The organism is Elongatibacter sediminis, from assembly GCF_037892215.1.
GTDB lineage: Bacteria > Pseudomonadota > Gammaproteobacteria > Xanthomonadales > SZUA-36 > Elongatibacter > Elongatibacter sediminis.
Window position 1 is genome coordinate 193,497 of record NZ_JAZHOG010000004.1, and the last position, 15,337, is coordinate 208,833.

A 15,337-nucleotide genomic window follows, 5' to 3' on the forward strand; every position below is an offset into this window, starting at 1 on the left:
CGCACGGCTAATTGGAGCCGTTTCCCTCCTCGATCCAGTCCTCGATCGGCGGACAGGAACAGACCAGGTTGCGGTCGCCGTGGACGTTGTCGACCCGGCTGACGGGAGGCCAGAACTTGTTGAGGAGCAGGGCGGAATCCGGATAGACCGCCTGCTCGCGGCTGTAGGTCCACGGCCATTCGCCGGTCAGATCACGCGCGGTATGCGGGGCGTTCTTGAGGGGGCTGTCCGGTTGCCCCGACTCGACCGCCCGAATTTCCTCTCGGATGTGCAGCATGGCGTCGATGAAACGGTCCAGTTCAGCGAGCGATTCGCTCTCGGTGGGCTCAATCATCAGGGTTCCGGGCACCGGGAATGACATCGTCGGCGAGTGGAAGCCGTAGTCGATCAGCCGTTTGGCCACGTCCTCCTCGGTGACGCCGCACGACTCCTTGAACGGCCGCAGATCAATGATGCATTCGTGCGCCACGCGGCCGCTGCGGCCGGTGTAAAGCACCGGGTAGGCATCGGCGAGCCGCACCGCGATGTAATTGGCACTCAGGATGGCGACCTGAGTCGCGCGAGTCAGCCCGTCGCGGCCCATCATTGCGATGTAGGCCCACGAGATGGGCAGGATGCCCGCGCTGCCCCACGGGGCGGCGGCGACGGCCGGATTTCCGGCATGTGGACCGTCCATCGCGATGACCTTATGGCCCGGCAGAAACGGCGCCAGGTGATTCCGCACACAAATCGGTCCGACCCCGGGGCCGCCCCCGCCGTGCGGAATGCAAAAGGTCTTGTGCAGGTTGAGGTGTGACACATCGGCGCCGAACCTGCCGGGCGCGGCGCAACCGACCAGGGCATTCAGGTTGGCGCCGTCGAGATAAACCTGACCGCCGGCGTCGTGGATAAGGGCGCAGATTTCGGTGATGTTTTCCTCGAACACCCCATGGGTGGACGGATAGGTGATCATCAGCGCGGCCAGCCGTTCCGCACAGGCTTCGATCTGGATTTTCAGGTCGTCGAGATCGACATTGCCCCGGGCATCACAGCGCACCACCCGTATCTGCATGCCGGCCATGGCCGCGCTGGCCGGATTGGTGCCGTGCGCGGACGACGGTATCAGGCAGAGGTCGCGCTGCTCGTCGCCACGCGATTCATGCCAGGACTTGATGGCCAGTAAACCGGCATATTCCCCTTGAGAGCCGGCATTGGGCTGCAGTGACACCGCGTCGTATCCGGTGCAGGCGGCCAGCATTGCCTCCAGTTCCCGGAAGAGTTGCTGGTACCCCTGCGCCTGGTCCAGAGGGGCGAAGGGATGCATGTCACTGAATTCCGGCCATGTCACCGGCAGCATCTCCGCCGTTGCGTTCAGTTTCATCGTGCAGGAACCCAGCGAAATCATCGCGTGCGTCAGCGACAGGTCCTTGTTCTCCAGTCGCTTGAGGTAGCGGAGCATTTCGGTTTCCGACTGGTAACGGTGAAACACAGGATGAGAGAGAAATTCCGAGCATCGCTGCATCGCCGAAGGCAGGGCGCTGGCATCGGCAGCCAGCGCCGCATCCGGACCGGCCAGGTCAATGGCGGTCTCCGAGCCGGTGAACGCCGCCACCAGGGTGGCTATGTGTGCCCGGGTGGTCTTCTCACTCACGCTGACGCCGAGTCGATTCGTTCCGATCCTTCGCAGGTTGATGCCGGCATCCAGGGCGCGGCGATAAATTCGATCGATCTCCTCCCCGGAACGTTGGAAAGTAACGGTATCAAACCAGTTGTCGGACTCCGGCACGATACCGCCCGGTTCGAGGGCGGCGACCAGCAAGCTGGTCAGTCGATGGATACGGCTGGCGATCCGCGTCAGCCGTTCGGGCCCGTGCCAGACGGCGTACATGCCGGCCATGACAGCCAGCAGGGCCTGCGCCGTGCAAATGTTGCTGGTCGCCTTGTCCCGGCGGATGTGCTGTTCGCGTGTCTGCAGGGCCATGCGCAGGGCGAGACGCCCGTGCGCGTCCCGCGACACCCCGATGATGCGCCCCGGGATGGCTCGTTTGTGAGCTTCGCGGGTGGCGAAAAAGGCGGCGTGCGGGCCGCCGTACCCCATCGGTACGCCAAACCGCTGGGCCGAACCCACCACGACATCCGCATCCCACTCACCAGGAGGCGTCAGCAGCACCAGACTCATCAAATCGGCCGCGACCGCGACCAGCGCGCCTTTTTCGTGTGCGCGTGACACGATTTCGCGGTAATCGGGAATGTTGCCGTCCACACCGGGGAACTGCAGCAGGACGCCGAAGAAATCCCCGTCTTCGAGCAACACTCCAGGTTCGCCTTCAATGACTTCGATCCCGAAGTGCCGGGCACGATTGCGCACCACATCCACGGTTTGCGGCAGCACGCCCGGACCGAGCAGGAATTGACGCGAGCGGGACTTGCGGTTCACACGATGCAACATGGCCATGGCTTCCGCCGCCGCGGTGGACTCGTCCAGCAGTGAAGCATTGGCGATCGGCATGCCCGTCAGATCGCAGATCATCTGCTGGAAATTCAGCAGCGCTTCGAGGCGACCCTGGGAGATTTCCGCCTGATAAGGTGTGTAGGCGGTATACCAGCCGGGATTCTCCAGCACGTTACGCTGGATAACGGGAGGGAGAACGGTCTCGTGATAGCCCATCCCGATCATGTTGTGCATCAGCGTATTCTGTTGCGCGATCGCACGCAGGCGCTCGAGGGTTTCGCTCTCGTTGCGTGCCCGCGGCAGGTCGAGGCCGCTTTCGTCCTGAATGGACGGCGGCAGAGTGGTGCGTATCAGCTCCGCCAGCGATTCGATTCCCACCGTATCGAGCATGTGCCCGATGTCGTCATTGTCGGGTCCGATGTGGCGGGTGACGAACTCTGCGTGGTCTTCCAGTCGCTTTAAGGGCGTGTCGGGAATCGCGGCGGGCCGCTCTTGCGTCATGACTTTGGTACTCCGGGGACTTGGGCTGATTTCTCACGGTATTGTAAGGCTTGCGCACGGCTGCTCACAGGCAGAAGGATCAAGGTTCAGCCCAGTGCGTGGTGAAAATAGTGGTCAACCAGCAGCAGCACGAACAGGGCCATCAGGTACACGACGGAGTACGAAAAGGTCTGCATCGGCAGGGGATCGTCATCCCGGGTCCTCTGCGTGGCGAGGAGACGAAACGCATACCATAGAAAGCCCACATTGAGCACGGACACACCGGCCAGGTAAAGAAGTCCGCTCATGCCGGTCAGGTAGGGCAGGGTGGTCACGATCACCAGCAGAATGGTGTAGAAGAGAATCTGCCAGCGGGTGAAGGTCACGCCGTGCGTGACGGGCAACATCGGGATGTCGACCGCCGCGTAATCATGCCGTCGGTGGATGGCCAGCGCCCAGAAATGAGGCGGCGTCCATACGAATATGATCAAGAACAACAGCAGTGCGTCGGGGTCGATACTTCCGGTGACGGCGACCCAACCCAACAGGGGAGGTGCCGCTCCGGCGGCGCCGCCGATGACAATGTTCTGCGGTGTCGCCCGTTTCAGCCAGACGGTATAAATGATCGCGTATCCGATCAGCGAGAAAAACGTAAGTACCGCGGTCAGCGGATTGACCAGCAATACCAGCAGTATCATGGATACGGTGCCGATCAGTATCGCGAATGCGAGAACCTGCACCGGTTTCAATCCACCTGATGGCAAGGGCCGGTTACGGGTCCGCGCCATGACGGCGTCGATACGCTGGTCGAGCAGGTGATTGATCGCGGCGGCTGATGCCGAGGCGAGCGCGATACCCGCCGTGCCCGCCACCAACACGTTCAGTGGTGGCCAGCCAGGGGTGGCCAGGAACATGCCGACCACGGCGGTGAACACGATCAGCGCCACCACGCGGGGCTTGCACAGTTCGAAGTAACGGCCCGCGGTCGACGACATGGGTCAGGGTCTCCCCGGGGAGGCCTTGTTGAACAGCCAGATGAGATGCAGCAGCAACAGGGCGGCCACGCCATTATGGGCAACGGCATTGGGCAGCGGTAACTGCAACACGATGTTGAGAATGCCAAGTGTGATCTGCGTCACCAGCAAGAAAACCAGTAGCCCGCCACCGCGTTGTGTGGCGGGCGTCCGCATCAGCCGGACCGCGACGGCCAGCAGGACGAGGAACGTGACGATGGCGCCGACCCGGTGGGCAAAGTGAATGGTGACGCGCGATCGCAGATCGAGCACGCCACCTTCGTAGTCCACGCCGACTTCACGCCACAGGGTGAATGCATCGCGAAATTGGGTGTCAGGCAGGTATTGCCCATGGCAGGTTGGAAAGTCCGGACACGCGAGTGCGGCGTAGTTCGCGCTGGTCCAGCCACCGAGCGCGATCTGCGCGATCAGAATCACCAGCCCGGCCGCAATCCACGGTCGTAGCCGCCGCAGCGGCAATCCAGGCGCGTAATGGACCGAAATCCCGGAACGAAACGCCAGCCAGGCCAGCAACGCGAACAGGGTCAACCCGCCCAGCAAATGGGCCATGACCACCAGCGGCAACAGCTTGAGGGTCACTGTCCACATGCCCAGGGCGGCCTGAAACAGAATAAGTGCCAGGATGGCGGCGGCCAGAATCCGAAAACGTGGACGGTCGGATACACCACGCCAGGCCACGAAATTGATCGCCAGGACGAGTAGCACGAGGATACCGGCCAGATACCGGTGCACCATTTCCTTCCAGGCCTTGTGGTGTTCAACGGGCCGCTCCGGAAATGCTTCATTGGCGCTGGCAATTTCATGTGTTTCTTTCGGCCAGGTCAACTTGCCGTAGCATCCCGGCCAATCCGGACAGCCAAGGCCGGCATCGGACAGGCGGACGAAGGCGCCCAGGACAATAACCACGAAGGCCACCAGTGTTGCCGCGACGGCCAGGCGGTGCAGCGTGGAATTCACGATGACTCGTCCATTTTGGACCAGGTCAGCAGTTTCTTGAGATCTTTGCTCAGCAGGCTCATGCTGTCATTTACCTCGTAGGTCATCATGATGTTACCCAACGGATCCACCAAGTATACCGACGGTTCGATGGCATCCGAGCCGGCTCGCTCTATCGCGGACATGAACGCCGTCTCCGGTTGCTCCAGCAGCACCAGTTCGTCGTCAATGGCCTCCAGTTTCTGGCGCATTGAACCTTCGGTCGGAGCCGCGTTGAGCACCGCTATACGGATGCGGTCGGCATGACGGCCGGCTGCACGGTGTACCTGCCGTAACTGGTACACCCGCTCCAGGCACCGCTCCGTGCAGGGTTGCTCCAGCGGGTACAGCGCGACCCATACACCCGCCAGGGACGCGCGGGCCGTATCCCCGGGGCTCCGGCTTGCCTGTGACCAGTCGACGGGCACCGGCGGTTCCACCAGCTGGCCGTGATTGTCCGTGGCTCCGGGGCGATATTCGATCGTGCCGGAATACATCAGCCAGGCCAGGGCCAGCGGGATCACGAACAGTGCGAGTATGCCGAGAAATGCGAGGCGGGCCTGGGTCGCTTTCATGCCAAACCCCCGTTGTCAGACGTATGGGAATCCCGGGCGCGGGTCCGGCGATATCCGAGGAGCAGCCAGATGATGACAGCCGTGGCCGCCAGCGCGAACCATTGCACGGCGTAAGCGCGATGTTGACCGGGCCGCATCACGGTCGGTTCCCAGGCACGCGCGCCAAAACCGGAGGGGTCAGCCGCATCCAACAGCAACACCGCGTCGTGCAAGCCGTCTTCCATCCGGTCGGATATCTGTTGGAAGTCGAAATACGTCATCAATATCGGACCCTTGGGGTTTTCAGGAAAAACCGCTTCTCCCAGTCGGACACCCGGCTCCGGCGGCGGAGCGAGCAGGCCGGAGATCCGCACGCGGCCGTCGGGCGTCGGTACCGCCGGCAAGCTGCGGCGATCGGCGGGGAGCGGGAGCCAACCCCGGTTCACCAGCAGGCCGGGGCCGTGATCGGGCAGAAACAGGCTGAATACTTCGACACCGGGTCGGCCGCGCTCGATTCGGTTATCTCGCAGGACATGCCAATCGGACTGGAATCGGCCGTACAGGGCGACCCGGGAATAACCCTCCCGGTCGCGGGTCGCGGCCGAATACTCCAATTCCGGGGCGGCTTCGAATTCTGCGATCAGACGTTCTTTCTCCCCCATGCGCTGCCACTGCCAGGAGCCCAGCCAGGCAAATGCCGCGGCCAGTGTCAGCAGTAAAAGGGTGGCCGGAAGGGAGAAACGAAATCGCATGGCATCAATTTCCCGGAGGTCCGCTATAATGATGCCGCTTCAATGCGGGGGTGCATCGCCATGCTACTCAAGATATTCATCGTCCTGTTCCTGCTGACCATCCTGTACAGTCTCGCCTCGTCGTTTTTCTTTCTGGTGCGTGACAAGGGAGAAGGGGACCGGACCGTGCGCCGTCTGACCTGGCGTATCGGCTTGTCATTGGTCCTGTTCGTGTTGCTGTGGGCCTTCCACCACCTCGGGTGGATTCAGCCCAACGGCGGTCCTGTCCAGGTGCCGCCGGTGAGTCAGCCCGCGGACTGAATTTCCGCGTTCCGGATCTCGGAGTTGCCGCCCCGTTCGGGGCCGGCCTTCGCTGTCCGTCACCAGGCGCCGCTACGTCGAGTCGGTACCCGGCGGTCCCGGATTCTGTCTCAGAATACGTAGACGAAGATAAACAGGCCCAGCCAGACCACGTCGACGAAGTGCCAGTACCAGGCCACGGCCTCGAAGCCAAAGTGATGATCCGGCCGGAAATGTCCGCGTACGCAGCGAATGGCGATGACCAGCAACATCACCGCCCCCAGGGTCACATGCATTCCGTGAAATCCGGTGAGCATGAAGAAGGTCGACCCGTAGATTCCCGAGCCCAGGGTCAGGCCCAGTTCATGATAGGCCTCCTTGTATTCCTCGACCTGGAAATACACGAAGATGAACCCCAGTGCGACTGTGGCGAACAACCACAGAATCAGCGGTTTGCGGTCATTCTTCTTCAGTGCGTGATGGGCCATGGTTACCGTGATTCCGGAAGTCAACAGGATCAGGGTATTGAGGAAGGGTACGCCGAAAGCGGGAATGGTCTGGAAGGATCCGCCCAGATCCGCCGGTCCGGCCGTGGGCCAGACATTCTGATAGCCCTGCCACAGCATCTCGTTGGTATACGCGCCTGCACCCTCGCCACCCAACCAGGGAACGGAAAGCACGCGGGCATAGAACAACGCGCCGAAAAACGCCGCGAAAAACATCACTTCGGAGAAAATGAACCACATCATGCCGATGCGGAATGACGTGTCCACCTGGTCATTGTACAGGCCGGACTCGCTCTCCCGGATGACTTCGCCGAACCAGCCGAACAGCATGTAAATGATGATGGCGGCGCCCAGGGTGAAGGTCCAGGGGGCGACCGAACTGTCATTCATCCAGAATGCGGCGCTGGCCAGCATCGTGATCATTCCCAGCGAGCCGATGATCGGCCAGCGGGTTCCATGCGGTACGTAATAGGAGTCGTCGGCGTGTTGGGCCATGGTCAGTTCTCTTCAGCGGGACGGGGTCGCGGACGGAATGGCCGCGACTGAGTCCGGTTCATCGTTGCGGTAGAAAGTGTACGACAGCGTAATCTCGCGAATGTGATCCGGAAGATCGGGCTGCACGTAGAAGTACACGGGCATTTCGCGGCTTTCATGCCCATCCAGTAATTGCTGGGTGAAACAGAAGCATTCGGTCTTGACGAAATAAAGGCTCGCCTCGGGCGGCACGACATTGAATGTCGCGTGCCCGGTGATCGCCTCGTCCCGGGTGTTCATGGCGATGTAATGCGTTTCGGAAAGTTCACCGAGCCGCACCGACTTGTAGGGTTCACCCGCCTGAAATTGCCAGGGCAGGCCGGAATGGGTGGTCGCGAGAAACCGTACGCGGACGTCCCGGTCCGATTCCGCGACACCGGTAGCGGCGGTGTCCACAGTCACCCCACGACCCTGCAGGCCGGTGACTTCGCAGAATACGGTATACAACGGGACCATCGCGTAACCGAATCCGAACATGCCGACAGCCACCAGAATCAGCCTGCGAACCAGGCGGGCATTGGTGCGGCCCGACGCTTTTGCGCGGGAATCGTCCGGAGAAGGGGTTTCGTTTTGGTTCATGGGTTCGCGACGCGATTCACTGGGCCAGCACTGCGGCCAGCACGTAAGCCGCGAAGATTCCGGCCGCCACGGCGGCCAGGATCCATGCGGTCACGACGGCGCGTGACCGTTGTTTTGCGATGTCCCGCTGTTCAATCATGGGCCGATTCGATCAGTGGGCGTACTCGTCCGCATGCGCCACGGTCGAAGAGTTGATCGGCGGTGGCTCATTGAACGAGTGGTAGGGCGGCGGCGAGGACAGAATCCACTCGAGTCCGCGTGCGCCTTCCCAGACCTGATCTGATGCGGCCTGCCTGCTCTTGAACACGCAGTGCAGGATAACGCCCACAAAGATGAGCTGTGAGGCTCCAAATACGAATCCGCCGATGGACGAAATCATGTTGAAGTCGGCGAATTGAACCGAGTAATCGGGAATGCGCCGCGGCATGCCCGCAAGACCCAGGTAATGCTGCGGGAAGAACAACACATTCACGGAGATGGCGGAAAGCCAGAAATGGATTTTGCCCCAACGCTCGGAGTACATGTGCCCGGTCCATTTCGGCAGCCAGTAGTACGTTCCGGCCATCAATGCGAAGACCGCGCCGGGGACCAGTACGTAGTGGAAATGGGCAACCACGAAATAGGTGTCGTGATACTGCAGGTCGACGGATGCCAGGGCCAGCATGAGCCCGGACAGCCCACCGATGGTGAACAGGATCACGAATGCGATGGCGAACAGCATCGGGGTCTCGAAGGTCATTGCGCCACGCCACATGGTGCTGACCCAGTTGAACACTTTAACGCCCGTCGGAACGGCGATCAGCATCGTGGCATACATGAAGAACAGCTCACCGGTCAGCGGCATGCCGACCGTGAACATGTGATGCGCCCAGACAATGAAAGACAGGAACGCGATGGACGCCGTGGCGTACACCATGGCCGCATAGCCAAACAGCGGTTTGCGCGCAAAGGTCGGGATGATTTCGGACACGATGCCGAAGGCCGGCAGGATCATGATGTACACCTCGGGGTGCCCGAAGAACCAGAAAATGTGCTGGTACATCACCGGATCGCCGCCGCCGGCCGCGTTGAAGAAGCTGGTGCCGAAGAAATGGTCGGTCAGCAACATGGTCACCGCACCAGCCAGAACCGGCATGACCGCGATCAGCAGAAAGGCGGTGATCAGCCAGGTCCAGACAAACATCGGCATGCGCAGCAGGGTCATGCCGGGTGCGCGCATGTTCATCACCGTGGCGATCACGTTGATGGCGCCCATGATGGATGAAATGCCCATCATGTGCACGGCGAAGACCACGAAGGCGAAGCTGTCGCCCGTCTGCAGGCTCAGCGGGGGATAGAGCGTCCAGCCGGAAGCGGGGCCGCCCGAATCCATGAACAGCGTGCTGAGCAGCATGGTGACCGCGAAAGGCAGAATCCAGAAGCTCCAGTTGTTCATGCGCGGCAGCGCCATGTCGGGAGCGCCGATCATCATCGGAATCATCCAGTTCGCGAATCCGACCCAGGCGGGCATGACGGCGCCGAAGATCATGATCAGCGCGTGCATGGTCGACATCTGGTTGAAGAAATCGGGCTCGACCAACTGCAGCCCCGGCATGAACAGTTCGGCGCGGATGATCATGGCCATCAGGCCGCCCGTCAGGAACATCATCAGCGAGAACATCAGGTACAGCGTTCCGATGTCCTTGTGGTTGGTGGTGAACAGCCAGCGGTCCAGAAAGCCCGTCGGCTTGTGGTCGTGGTGGTCGTCGTGAGCGCCTTCGTGGGTGCTCGCGTGCGTATCCGTGTGCTCGTTAGCCATCTCGTTCATTCCCGTGGGTTCAGCCGTTCTTGATCCGGGCGATCGCCTGGGGTTGGACGACGTCACCTGTATCATTTCCAAAAGCGTTTCGCGTGTAGGTCAGTGCCGCAGCCAGATCGGTTACCGTGAGCATTTCGCCGAAGGCCTGCATGGCCGTTCCATCGCGGCCGTTCAGTACCACTTCGATGTGCTCCTCAACCGGGCCCATGGCTACCGGACTGCCGGCCAGGGCCGGGAAGGCCGGTGCCAGGCCTGAGCCGTCTGCCTGGTGGCAGGTGGCGCACTGGGTCGCGTACACCGACTCTCCGTGCTGCATCAGCTCAGCCCGGGACCAAAGCCGTTGCACGTTTTCGGCTTCGACAGCCGCGACCTGCTTCTGCTCCGCCACCCAGGCGCGATACTCGTCCTTTGGGAGGGCTTTCAGCACAATGGGCATGAAGCCGTGGTCCTTGCCGCAGAGTTCGGCGCATTGGCCCCGGTAGATTCCCGGCTCGCGAATGCGGGTCCAGGCTTCGTTGATGAATCCGGGGACCGCGTCGCGTTTCCAGCCGAGGTCCGGCACCCACCACGAATGAATCACATCGTCCGCGGTGATGAGGAATTTGACCGGCGTATCCACTGGCAGTACCAGCGGATTGTCGACATCGAGGAGGTAGTTATCCACCTGCGCCGGAACGACACCGGATTGCAGTCTGCGCGCCGCGTTGGAGTCCGGAGCCAGCGAACTGATGAATGAAATGTCGTCTTCGAGGTAGTCGTATTTCCAGCGCCACTGGAAACCGGTGATCTTGACGGTCATTTCGGTCTCGGGGCTGACCTCCATCAGGACCACGCCCTTCGTGCCGGGTATGGCGATGGCGATCAGGATCAGCACCGGAATGATGGTCCAGACAATCTCGGCCTTGGTGCTGTGCGTGAACTTCGCGGGTTCCTCACCGCGCGACTTGCGGTGCAGAACGATGGATACGAACATCGCGCTGAAAACCAGGATGCCGATAACGGCACAAATCCAGAGCGCGATCATGTGCAGGGAATAGTTCATCTCTGCATGCTCGGTCACACCGCGGGTCATGTTGACCTCGTTACCGGTAAGTCCCGGTGCAACAAGCAGTAGCCAGCAAGCTGCGCTCACGGCCGCGACGGCTGCCAGCGAAATGATGATCGTATTTGGTTTCTTCATCGGGATATCAGGCCTCAATTTCGATCTGCGGGAACCCGCTGTCGTTCAACGCCAGGCGTTCACTTTCGAAAGTGTATGTGAGAGGTGTTTCGCCAGGCTCAATTTCTCTTCAACCGTCAAAAATTTTCCCAGTTCCACGGTCTGGTTCCGGGACGTGAGCATCAATCGCGGCGCGTATCCGGGATATCGGGGCGATTCCACCCGAACTCCAGCCCAGGCCGACTGCAACCCGGACTCCCGAATTTCGCGGTAACGCCGGTGCAGAACTCGTACACGCCGGGCATCGATCAGGATTTCCTCGACTGCCCAACTGTTTTGCCAGGCCCGGATCAGCACCCAGAAAACCAGAACGAGCTGTACCACGGCGATGGCCAGAATCGGCCAATATCCCTGCCATGCAAGGAGGACTGCCAGGCCGAGGGTTACCACCGCCAACGCCGTCAGAAGCAAAAGTAATCCGTTCGCACCCAGCGAAAAATTGGCTCGCGCCTGAATTCGGGCGGCTGTGCCGTCCGCGCTGTGTTCCACGATCACCATGGCTGACCTGAGATTACGGCCCGGGCTTTACCGTTCCCGGCCGTGACATCCCGCGACCCCGCTTCCAGCCCGTTATTGTATCCGTCAGGCTCGCGCAGGGGCAAGGCATAAGCCCGTTTTAATTGGGCCCGGGCTGAGGTTAAACTGGCCGGAAAAACCACCCTCTGGCCACGTATTCGTCGTCCAATCGGACGTTTTCGGGAGAAAGGCATCGTGTCCGAATCTCAAGTGTTCGATTTTCTGAAGTCCCCGGGTCGGCCGCAGGACGCCCTTCGGGAAAATATCAACCGGCTCTACCACGAGGACGAGGAGCGGGTCGTGATGCGCCTGTTGGAGGCGGCCCGGCTCGATGCCGGTAGCGCCCGCCGGGTGGCGCAGACCGCTGAAGCCCTGGTTCAGCAGGTGCGCGACCGGGTCGACGATCAGGGGGTCATGGAAGCCTTCATGGTGGAATACGACCTGTCTTCCGAGGAGGGGGTCGTCCTCATGTGCCTGGCCGAGGCCCTGCTTCGGATTCCGGACGATGACACCGCGGAAAAACTGATTGCCGACAAGCTGTCGGACGCGGACTGGGAGTCCCACATCGGACGCAGTTCATCCATTCTGGTGAATGCATCGACCTGGGGCCTGATGCTGACCGGGCGCCTGGTATCCCTGCCGGAACGAGCGACATCCAATTTCCGCAGCACCATCGCCCGCCTGGTCAATCGCAGCGGCGAGCCGGTCGTTCGGACCGCCATTCGCCAGGCCATGCGCATTCTCGGACACCAGTACGTCATGGGCCGAACCATTGAGGAAGCCATGGAGCGGTCGCAACAAAAAAACAACCGCCGTTACCGGTATTCCTTCGACATGCTGGGCGAAGCAGCGCTGACCGCGCGGGACGCGGAGCGTTATATGGCCGCTTACCGGGATGCCATCGCGGCCGTGGGCGATCGCCACGATTGCGAAGACATCCATGCCGCACCCAGCATTTCGGTCAAGCTGTCTGCTCTGCATCCCAGGTTTGAATTCGCTCAACGCGAGCGCGTACTGCCCGATCTGGTGCCGCGCGTGCTGGAACTCGCACGGCTGGCCCGCGCAAACCGCATGGCGTTGACCATCGATACCGAGGAGGCAGACCGCCTGTTGCTGACCCTGGACGTGTTCGGCCGGGTGCTGGCGGAACCGGCTCTGGATGGCTGGAACGGTCTGGGCCTGGCGCTGCAGTCGTATCAGAAACGGGCCACCGCGGTCATCGACTGGCTGGCCGACCGTGCCCGCCGGTCCAAACGGAGGATTCCCGTCAGGCTGGTCAAGGGCGCCTATTGGGACACGGAGATCAAGCTCGCTCAGGTCGAAGGCTATTCCGGCTATCCGGTGTTCACGCGCAAACCCAACACGGATGTTTCCTACATCGCGTGCGCCAAGGCGCTGCTGGCTGATCGTCAGGCATTTTATCCCCAGTTCGCGACCCACAACGCGCACACCATCGCGGTGGTCAACGAACTGGCGGGTGACCGACTCGATTTCGAATTCCAGCGTCTGCATGGCATGGGTGCGGATCTGTATGGAGTCGTGCTCGCCAGCGAAGGCTTTCACGACGCCTGCCGGGTTTACGCACCGGTGGGCAGTCACGAGGATCTGCTGCCATACCTGGTTCGCCGATTGCTCGAAAACGGCGCCAATACCTCGTTTGTCAACCGGATTGTCGATGCTTCGCTGCCTGCCGCGGAAGTGGTGTCCGATCCCGTGAGCAAAGTGACCGGGACCCGTCCGGTTGCGCATCCGGGTATTCCCTTGCCGCAGGATATCTACGGAGAGGCACGGCCGAACGCCAGGGGCGTCAATCTGGCCAACGAAATTGAAGTCGATGAATTGGCTGAGCGCATGCAGAAGTTCGCCCGTTCGCGCTGGGATGTCACGCCGCTGCTGGCCGGTGACATGATCTCGGAAGCGACAGCGACCGTGGACAACTGCAATCCGGCCCTGCCTTCGGATGTGGTCGGCACGGTTCGCGATGCAACGGCCGACGAAGTCGTGGCAGCCATTGGCGTTGCCTGCGACTTCGCGCCGCATTGGGACCGGACACCGGTTGAAGAACGTGCGGCGGCGCTGGTTCGCGCCGCCGATGCGATGGAAGACAACCTGCCGGAGTTCATGGCCCTGTGTGCGCGCGAAGCGGGCAAAACCGTTCGGGACAGCATTTCCGAAGTACGCGAAGCCGTCGATTTTCTGCGTTATTACGCCATGCGCGCGCGCAAGGATTTCGGCGAGCCGCAGGTGCTGCCCGGCCCGACGGGCGAGCACAATCAGTTGAGTCTCCACGGTCGCGGCGTGTTCGCCTGTATCAGTCCGTGGAATTTCCCTTTGGCCATCTTCACCGGACAGGTCTCCGCCGCGCTGGCAGCCGGTAATGCCGTGTTGGCCAAACCGGCGGAGCAGACCCCGGCCATTGCCGCGGCGGCCGTTCGGCTCCTGCACGCTGCCGGGGTTCCACGCGAAGCTCTGCAATTACTGCCGGGCGACGGTGCATCGGTGGGCGGTATTCTCACGACCGATCCGAGAATCGATGGGGTCGCATTCACGGGGTCGACGGAAACCGCGCGCCTGATCAATCGTTCGCTGGCCAACCGCGATGCGCCGCTGGCGGCACTCATTGCCGAGACCGGCGGGCAGAATGCGATGATCGTGGACAGTTCGGCACTGCCGGAGCAGGTGGTGAAGGACGTGATTTCCAGCGCGTTTTTGAGTGCCGGACAGCGTTGCTCGGCGCTGCGCGTGCTCTACCTGCAGGTCGATGTCGCGGACCGGATTCTGGAGGTGCTCGAAGGTTCCGTCACCGAGTTGGTGGTCGGCGACCCGCGCCGGATGTCGACAGACGTCGGTCCGGTCATCGATACGGATGCACTGGACATGCTGCAGGCCCATGCCCGGCGAATGGAAAAGGAAGCCCGGCTGATCGCCCGGGCCCGGGTTCCGGACAGTCTGTGCGGACACTTCTTTGCGCCGTGTGCGTTCGAAATCGATGGCATTGGGCAATTGGAGCGCGAAGTATTTGGCCCCATTCTGCACGTCGTTCGATACCGGTCGCGCGACCTCGATCGCGTGATCGATGACATCAACGCAGCCAATTACGGACTCACCCTCGGCGTACACAGCCGCATCGATCGCACCCAGATGCACGTTGCCAGCCGCATCCGGGCGGGAAACCGCTACGTCAACCGCAACATGACCGGCGCCGTGGTCGGGGTGCAGCCGTTCGGCGGGGAGCGTCTTTCCGGAACCGGACCGAAAGCGGGTGGTCCACATTACATGCACCGTTTCGCCACAGAGCGTACCCTGACCGTCAACACCGCCGCAGTGGGCGGTAACGCCAGCCTCCTCGCCCTGGACGACTGAGCGTTCCCGGCAGGGAGTAGAATTCCAACGACAATCGGGACGGAGTGAACGAGCGCGGCCGGCTTGACGCGCAGCGTCAAGAAGGCAAGCAAGTGAACGACACCCCCGTTAGTGGTGGCACGGCCTCATGCCAGGCAAACGAGACACAAGAATCGATTGCAGTTGGCGAGCGCAGCGAGTCAGAGCAATCGCCTTTAAAGCAGTCGAGAGCAGCCGGTTTAACGCGCAGCGTTAAGAAGGCAAACGAGACACAAGAATCGATTGCAGTTGGCGAGCGCAGCGAGTCAGAGCAATCGCCTTTAAAGCAGTCGAGAAGC

Annotated in this window: 14 protein-coding genes; 3 read left to right on the forward strand and 11 right to left on the reverse strand. The window is 61.6% G+C overall.

The window, feature by feature from the left end:
• Positions 1–7: 7 nt before the first annotated feature.
• From gcvP to V3330_RS07725, 5 genes are all read right to left on the reverse strand, one after another.
• The gene (gcvP, locus tag V3330_RS07705; protein WP_354694822.1) at positions 8–2,932 is read right to left on the reverse strand and encodes an aminomethyl-transferring glycine dehydrogenase; all 2,925 of its coding nucleotides are present in this window, start codon (positions 2,930–2,932) and stop codon (positions 8–10) included.
• An 86-nt stretch (positions 2,933–3,018) separates the two neighbouring features.
• Positions 3,019–3,906: a heme o synthase gene (gene cyoE / locus V3330_RS07710; RefSeq protein ID WP_354694823.1), complete on the reverse strand. Its 888-nt coding sequence runs from the start codon at positions 3,904–3,906 to the stop codon at positions 3,019–3,021.
• 3 nt (positions 3,907–3,909) lie between these two features.
• Positions 3,910–4,902 carry a COX15/CtaA family protein gene (locus V3330_RS07715; protein WP_354694824.1) on the reverse strand — a complete coding sequence of 331 codons (993 nt, stop codon included), beginning with the start codon at positions 4,900–4,902 and terminating at the stop codon, positions 3,910–3,912.
• Positions 4,899–5,495, reverse strand: a complete 597-nt coding sequence (locus tag V3330_RS07720; RefSeq protein WP_354694825.1) for a redox-active disulfide-containing membrane protein — start codon at positions 5,493–5,495, stop codon at positions 4,899–4,901. The genes V3330_RS07715 and V3330_RS07720 overlap by 4 nt, the downstream gene beginning before the upstream one ends.
• A complete protein-coding gene (locus tag V3330_RS07725) occupies positions 5,492–6,226 on the reverse strand; it encodes an SURF1 family protein (protein ID WP_354694826.1) in 735 nt (244 codons plus the stop codon). The genes V3330_RS07720 and V3330_RS07725 overlap by 4 nt, the downstream gene beginning before the upstream one ends.
• Positions 6,227–6,286: 60 nt before the next feature.
• Between V3330_RS07725 and V3330_RS07730 the strand changes: the two genes are divergently transcribed.
• Positions 6,287–6,526 (forward strand): twin transmembrane helix small protein, encoded by a 240-nt coding sequence (locus V3330_RS07730; protein WP_354694827.1) that lies wholly within the window; start codon positions 6,287–6,289, stop codon positions 6,524–6,526.
• 110 nt (positions 6,527–6,636) lie between these two features.
• Here V3330_RS07730 and V3330_RS07735 read toward each other — a convergent pair whose 3' ends face one another.
• The 6 genes from V3330_RS07735 to V3330_RS07760 are packed head-to-tail and all read right to left on the reverse strand — an operon-like array spanning position 6,637 to position 11,639.
• Positions 6,637–7,506 (reverse strand): cytochrome c oxidase subunit 3, encoded by an 870-nt coding sequence (locus V3330_RS07735; protein ID WP_354694828.1) that lies wholly within the window; start codon positions 7,504–7,506, stop codon positions 6,637–6,639.
• A gap of 12 nt (positions 7,507–7,518) precedes the next feature.
• Positions 7,519–8,124: a cytochrome c oxidase assembly protein gene (locus tag V3330_RS07740; RefSeq protein WP_354694829.1), complete on the reverse strand. Its 606-nt coding sequence runs from the start codon at positions 8,122–8,124 to the stop codon at positions 7,519–7,521.
• Between the two features lie 16 nt (positions 8,125–8,140).
• Entirely contained in the window at positions 8,141–8,263 is a 123-nt protein-coding gene (locus V3330_RS07745) for a hypothetical protein (RefSeq protein WP_354694830.1), read from the reverse strand.
• 12 nt (positions 8,264–8,275) lie between these two features.
• Entirely contained in the window at positions 8,276–9,922 is a 1,647-nt protein-coding gene (ctaD, locus tag V3330_RS07750) for a cytochrome c oxidase subunit I (protein WP_354694831.1), read from the reverse strand.
• Between the two features lie 19 nt (positions 9,923–9,941).
• Positions 9,942–11,102, reverse strand: a complete 1,161-nt coding sequence (coxB, locus tag V3330_RS07755) for a cytochrome c oxidase subunit II (RefSeq protein WP_354694832.1) — start codon at positions 11,100–11,102, stop codon at positions 9,942–9,944.
• Between the two features lie 45 nt (positions 11,103–11,147).
• Entirely contained in the window at positions 11,148–11,639 is a 492-nt protein-coding gene (locus tag V3330_RS07760; RefSeq protein ID WP_354694833.1) for a DUF2244 domain-containing protein, read from the reverse strand.
• A 213-nt stretch (positions 11,640–11,852) separates the two neighbouring features.
• Here V3330_RS07760 and putA point away from each other — a divergent pair, with 213 nt between their 5' ends.
• Positions 11,853–15,020 (forward strand): bifunctional proline dehydrogenase/L-glutamate gamma-semialdehyde dehydrogenase PutA, encoded by a 3,168-nt coding sequence (putA, locus tag V3330_RS07765; RefSeq protein ID WP_354694834.1) that lies wholly within the window; start codon positions 11,853–11,855, stop codon positions 15,018–15,020.
• 92 nt (positions 15,021–15,112) lie between these two features.
• Positions 15,113–15,337, forward strand: a 225-nt coding sequence (locus tag V3330_RS07770) for a hypothetical protein (protein WP_354694835.1), incomplete at its 3' end; no start/stop codon positions are given.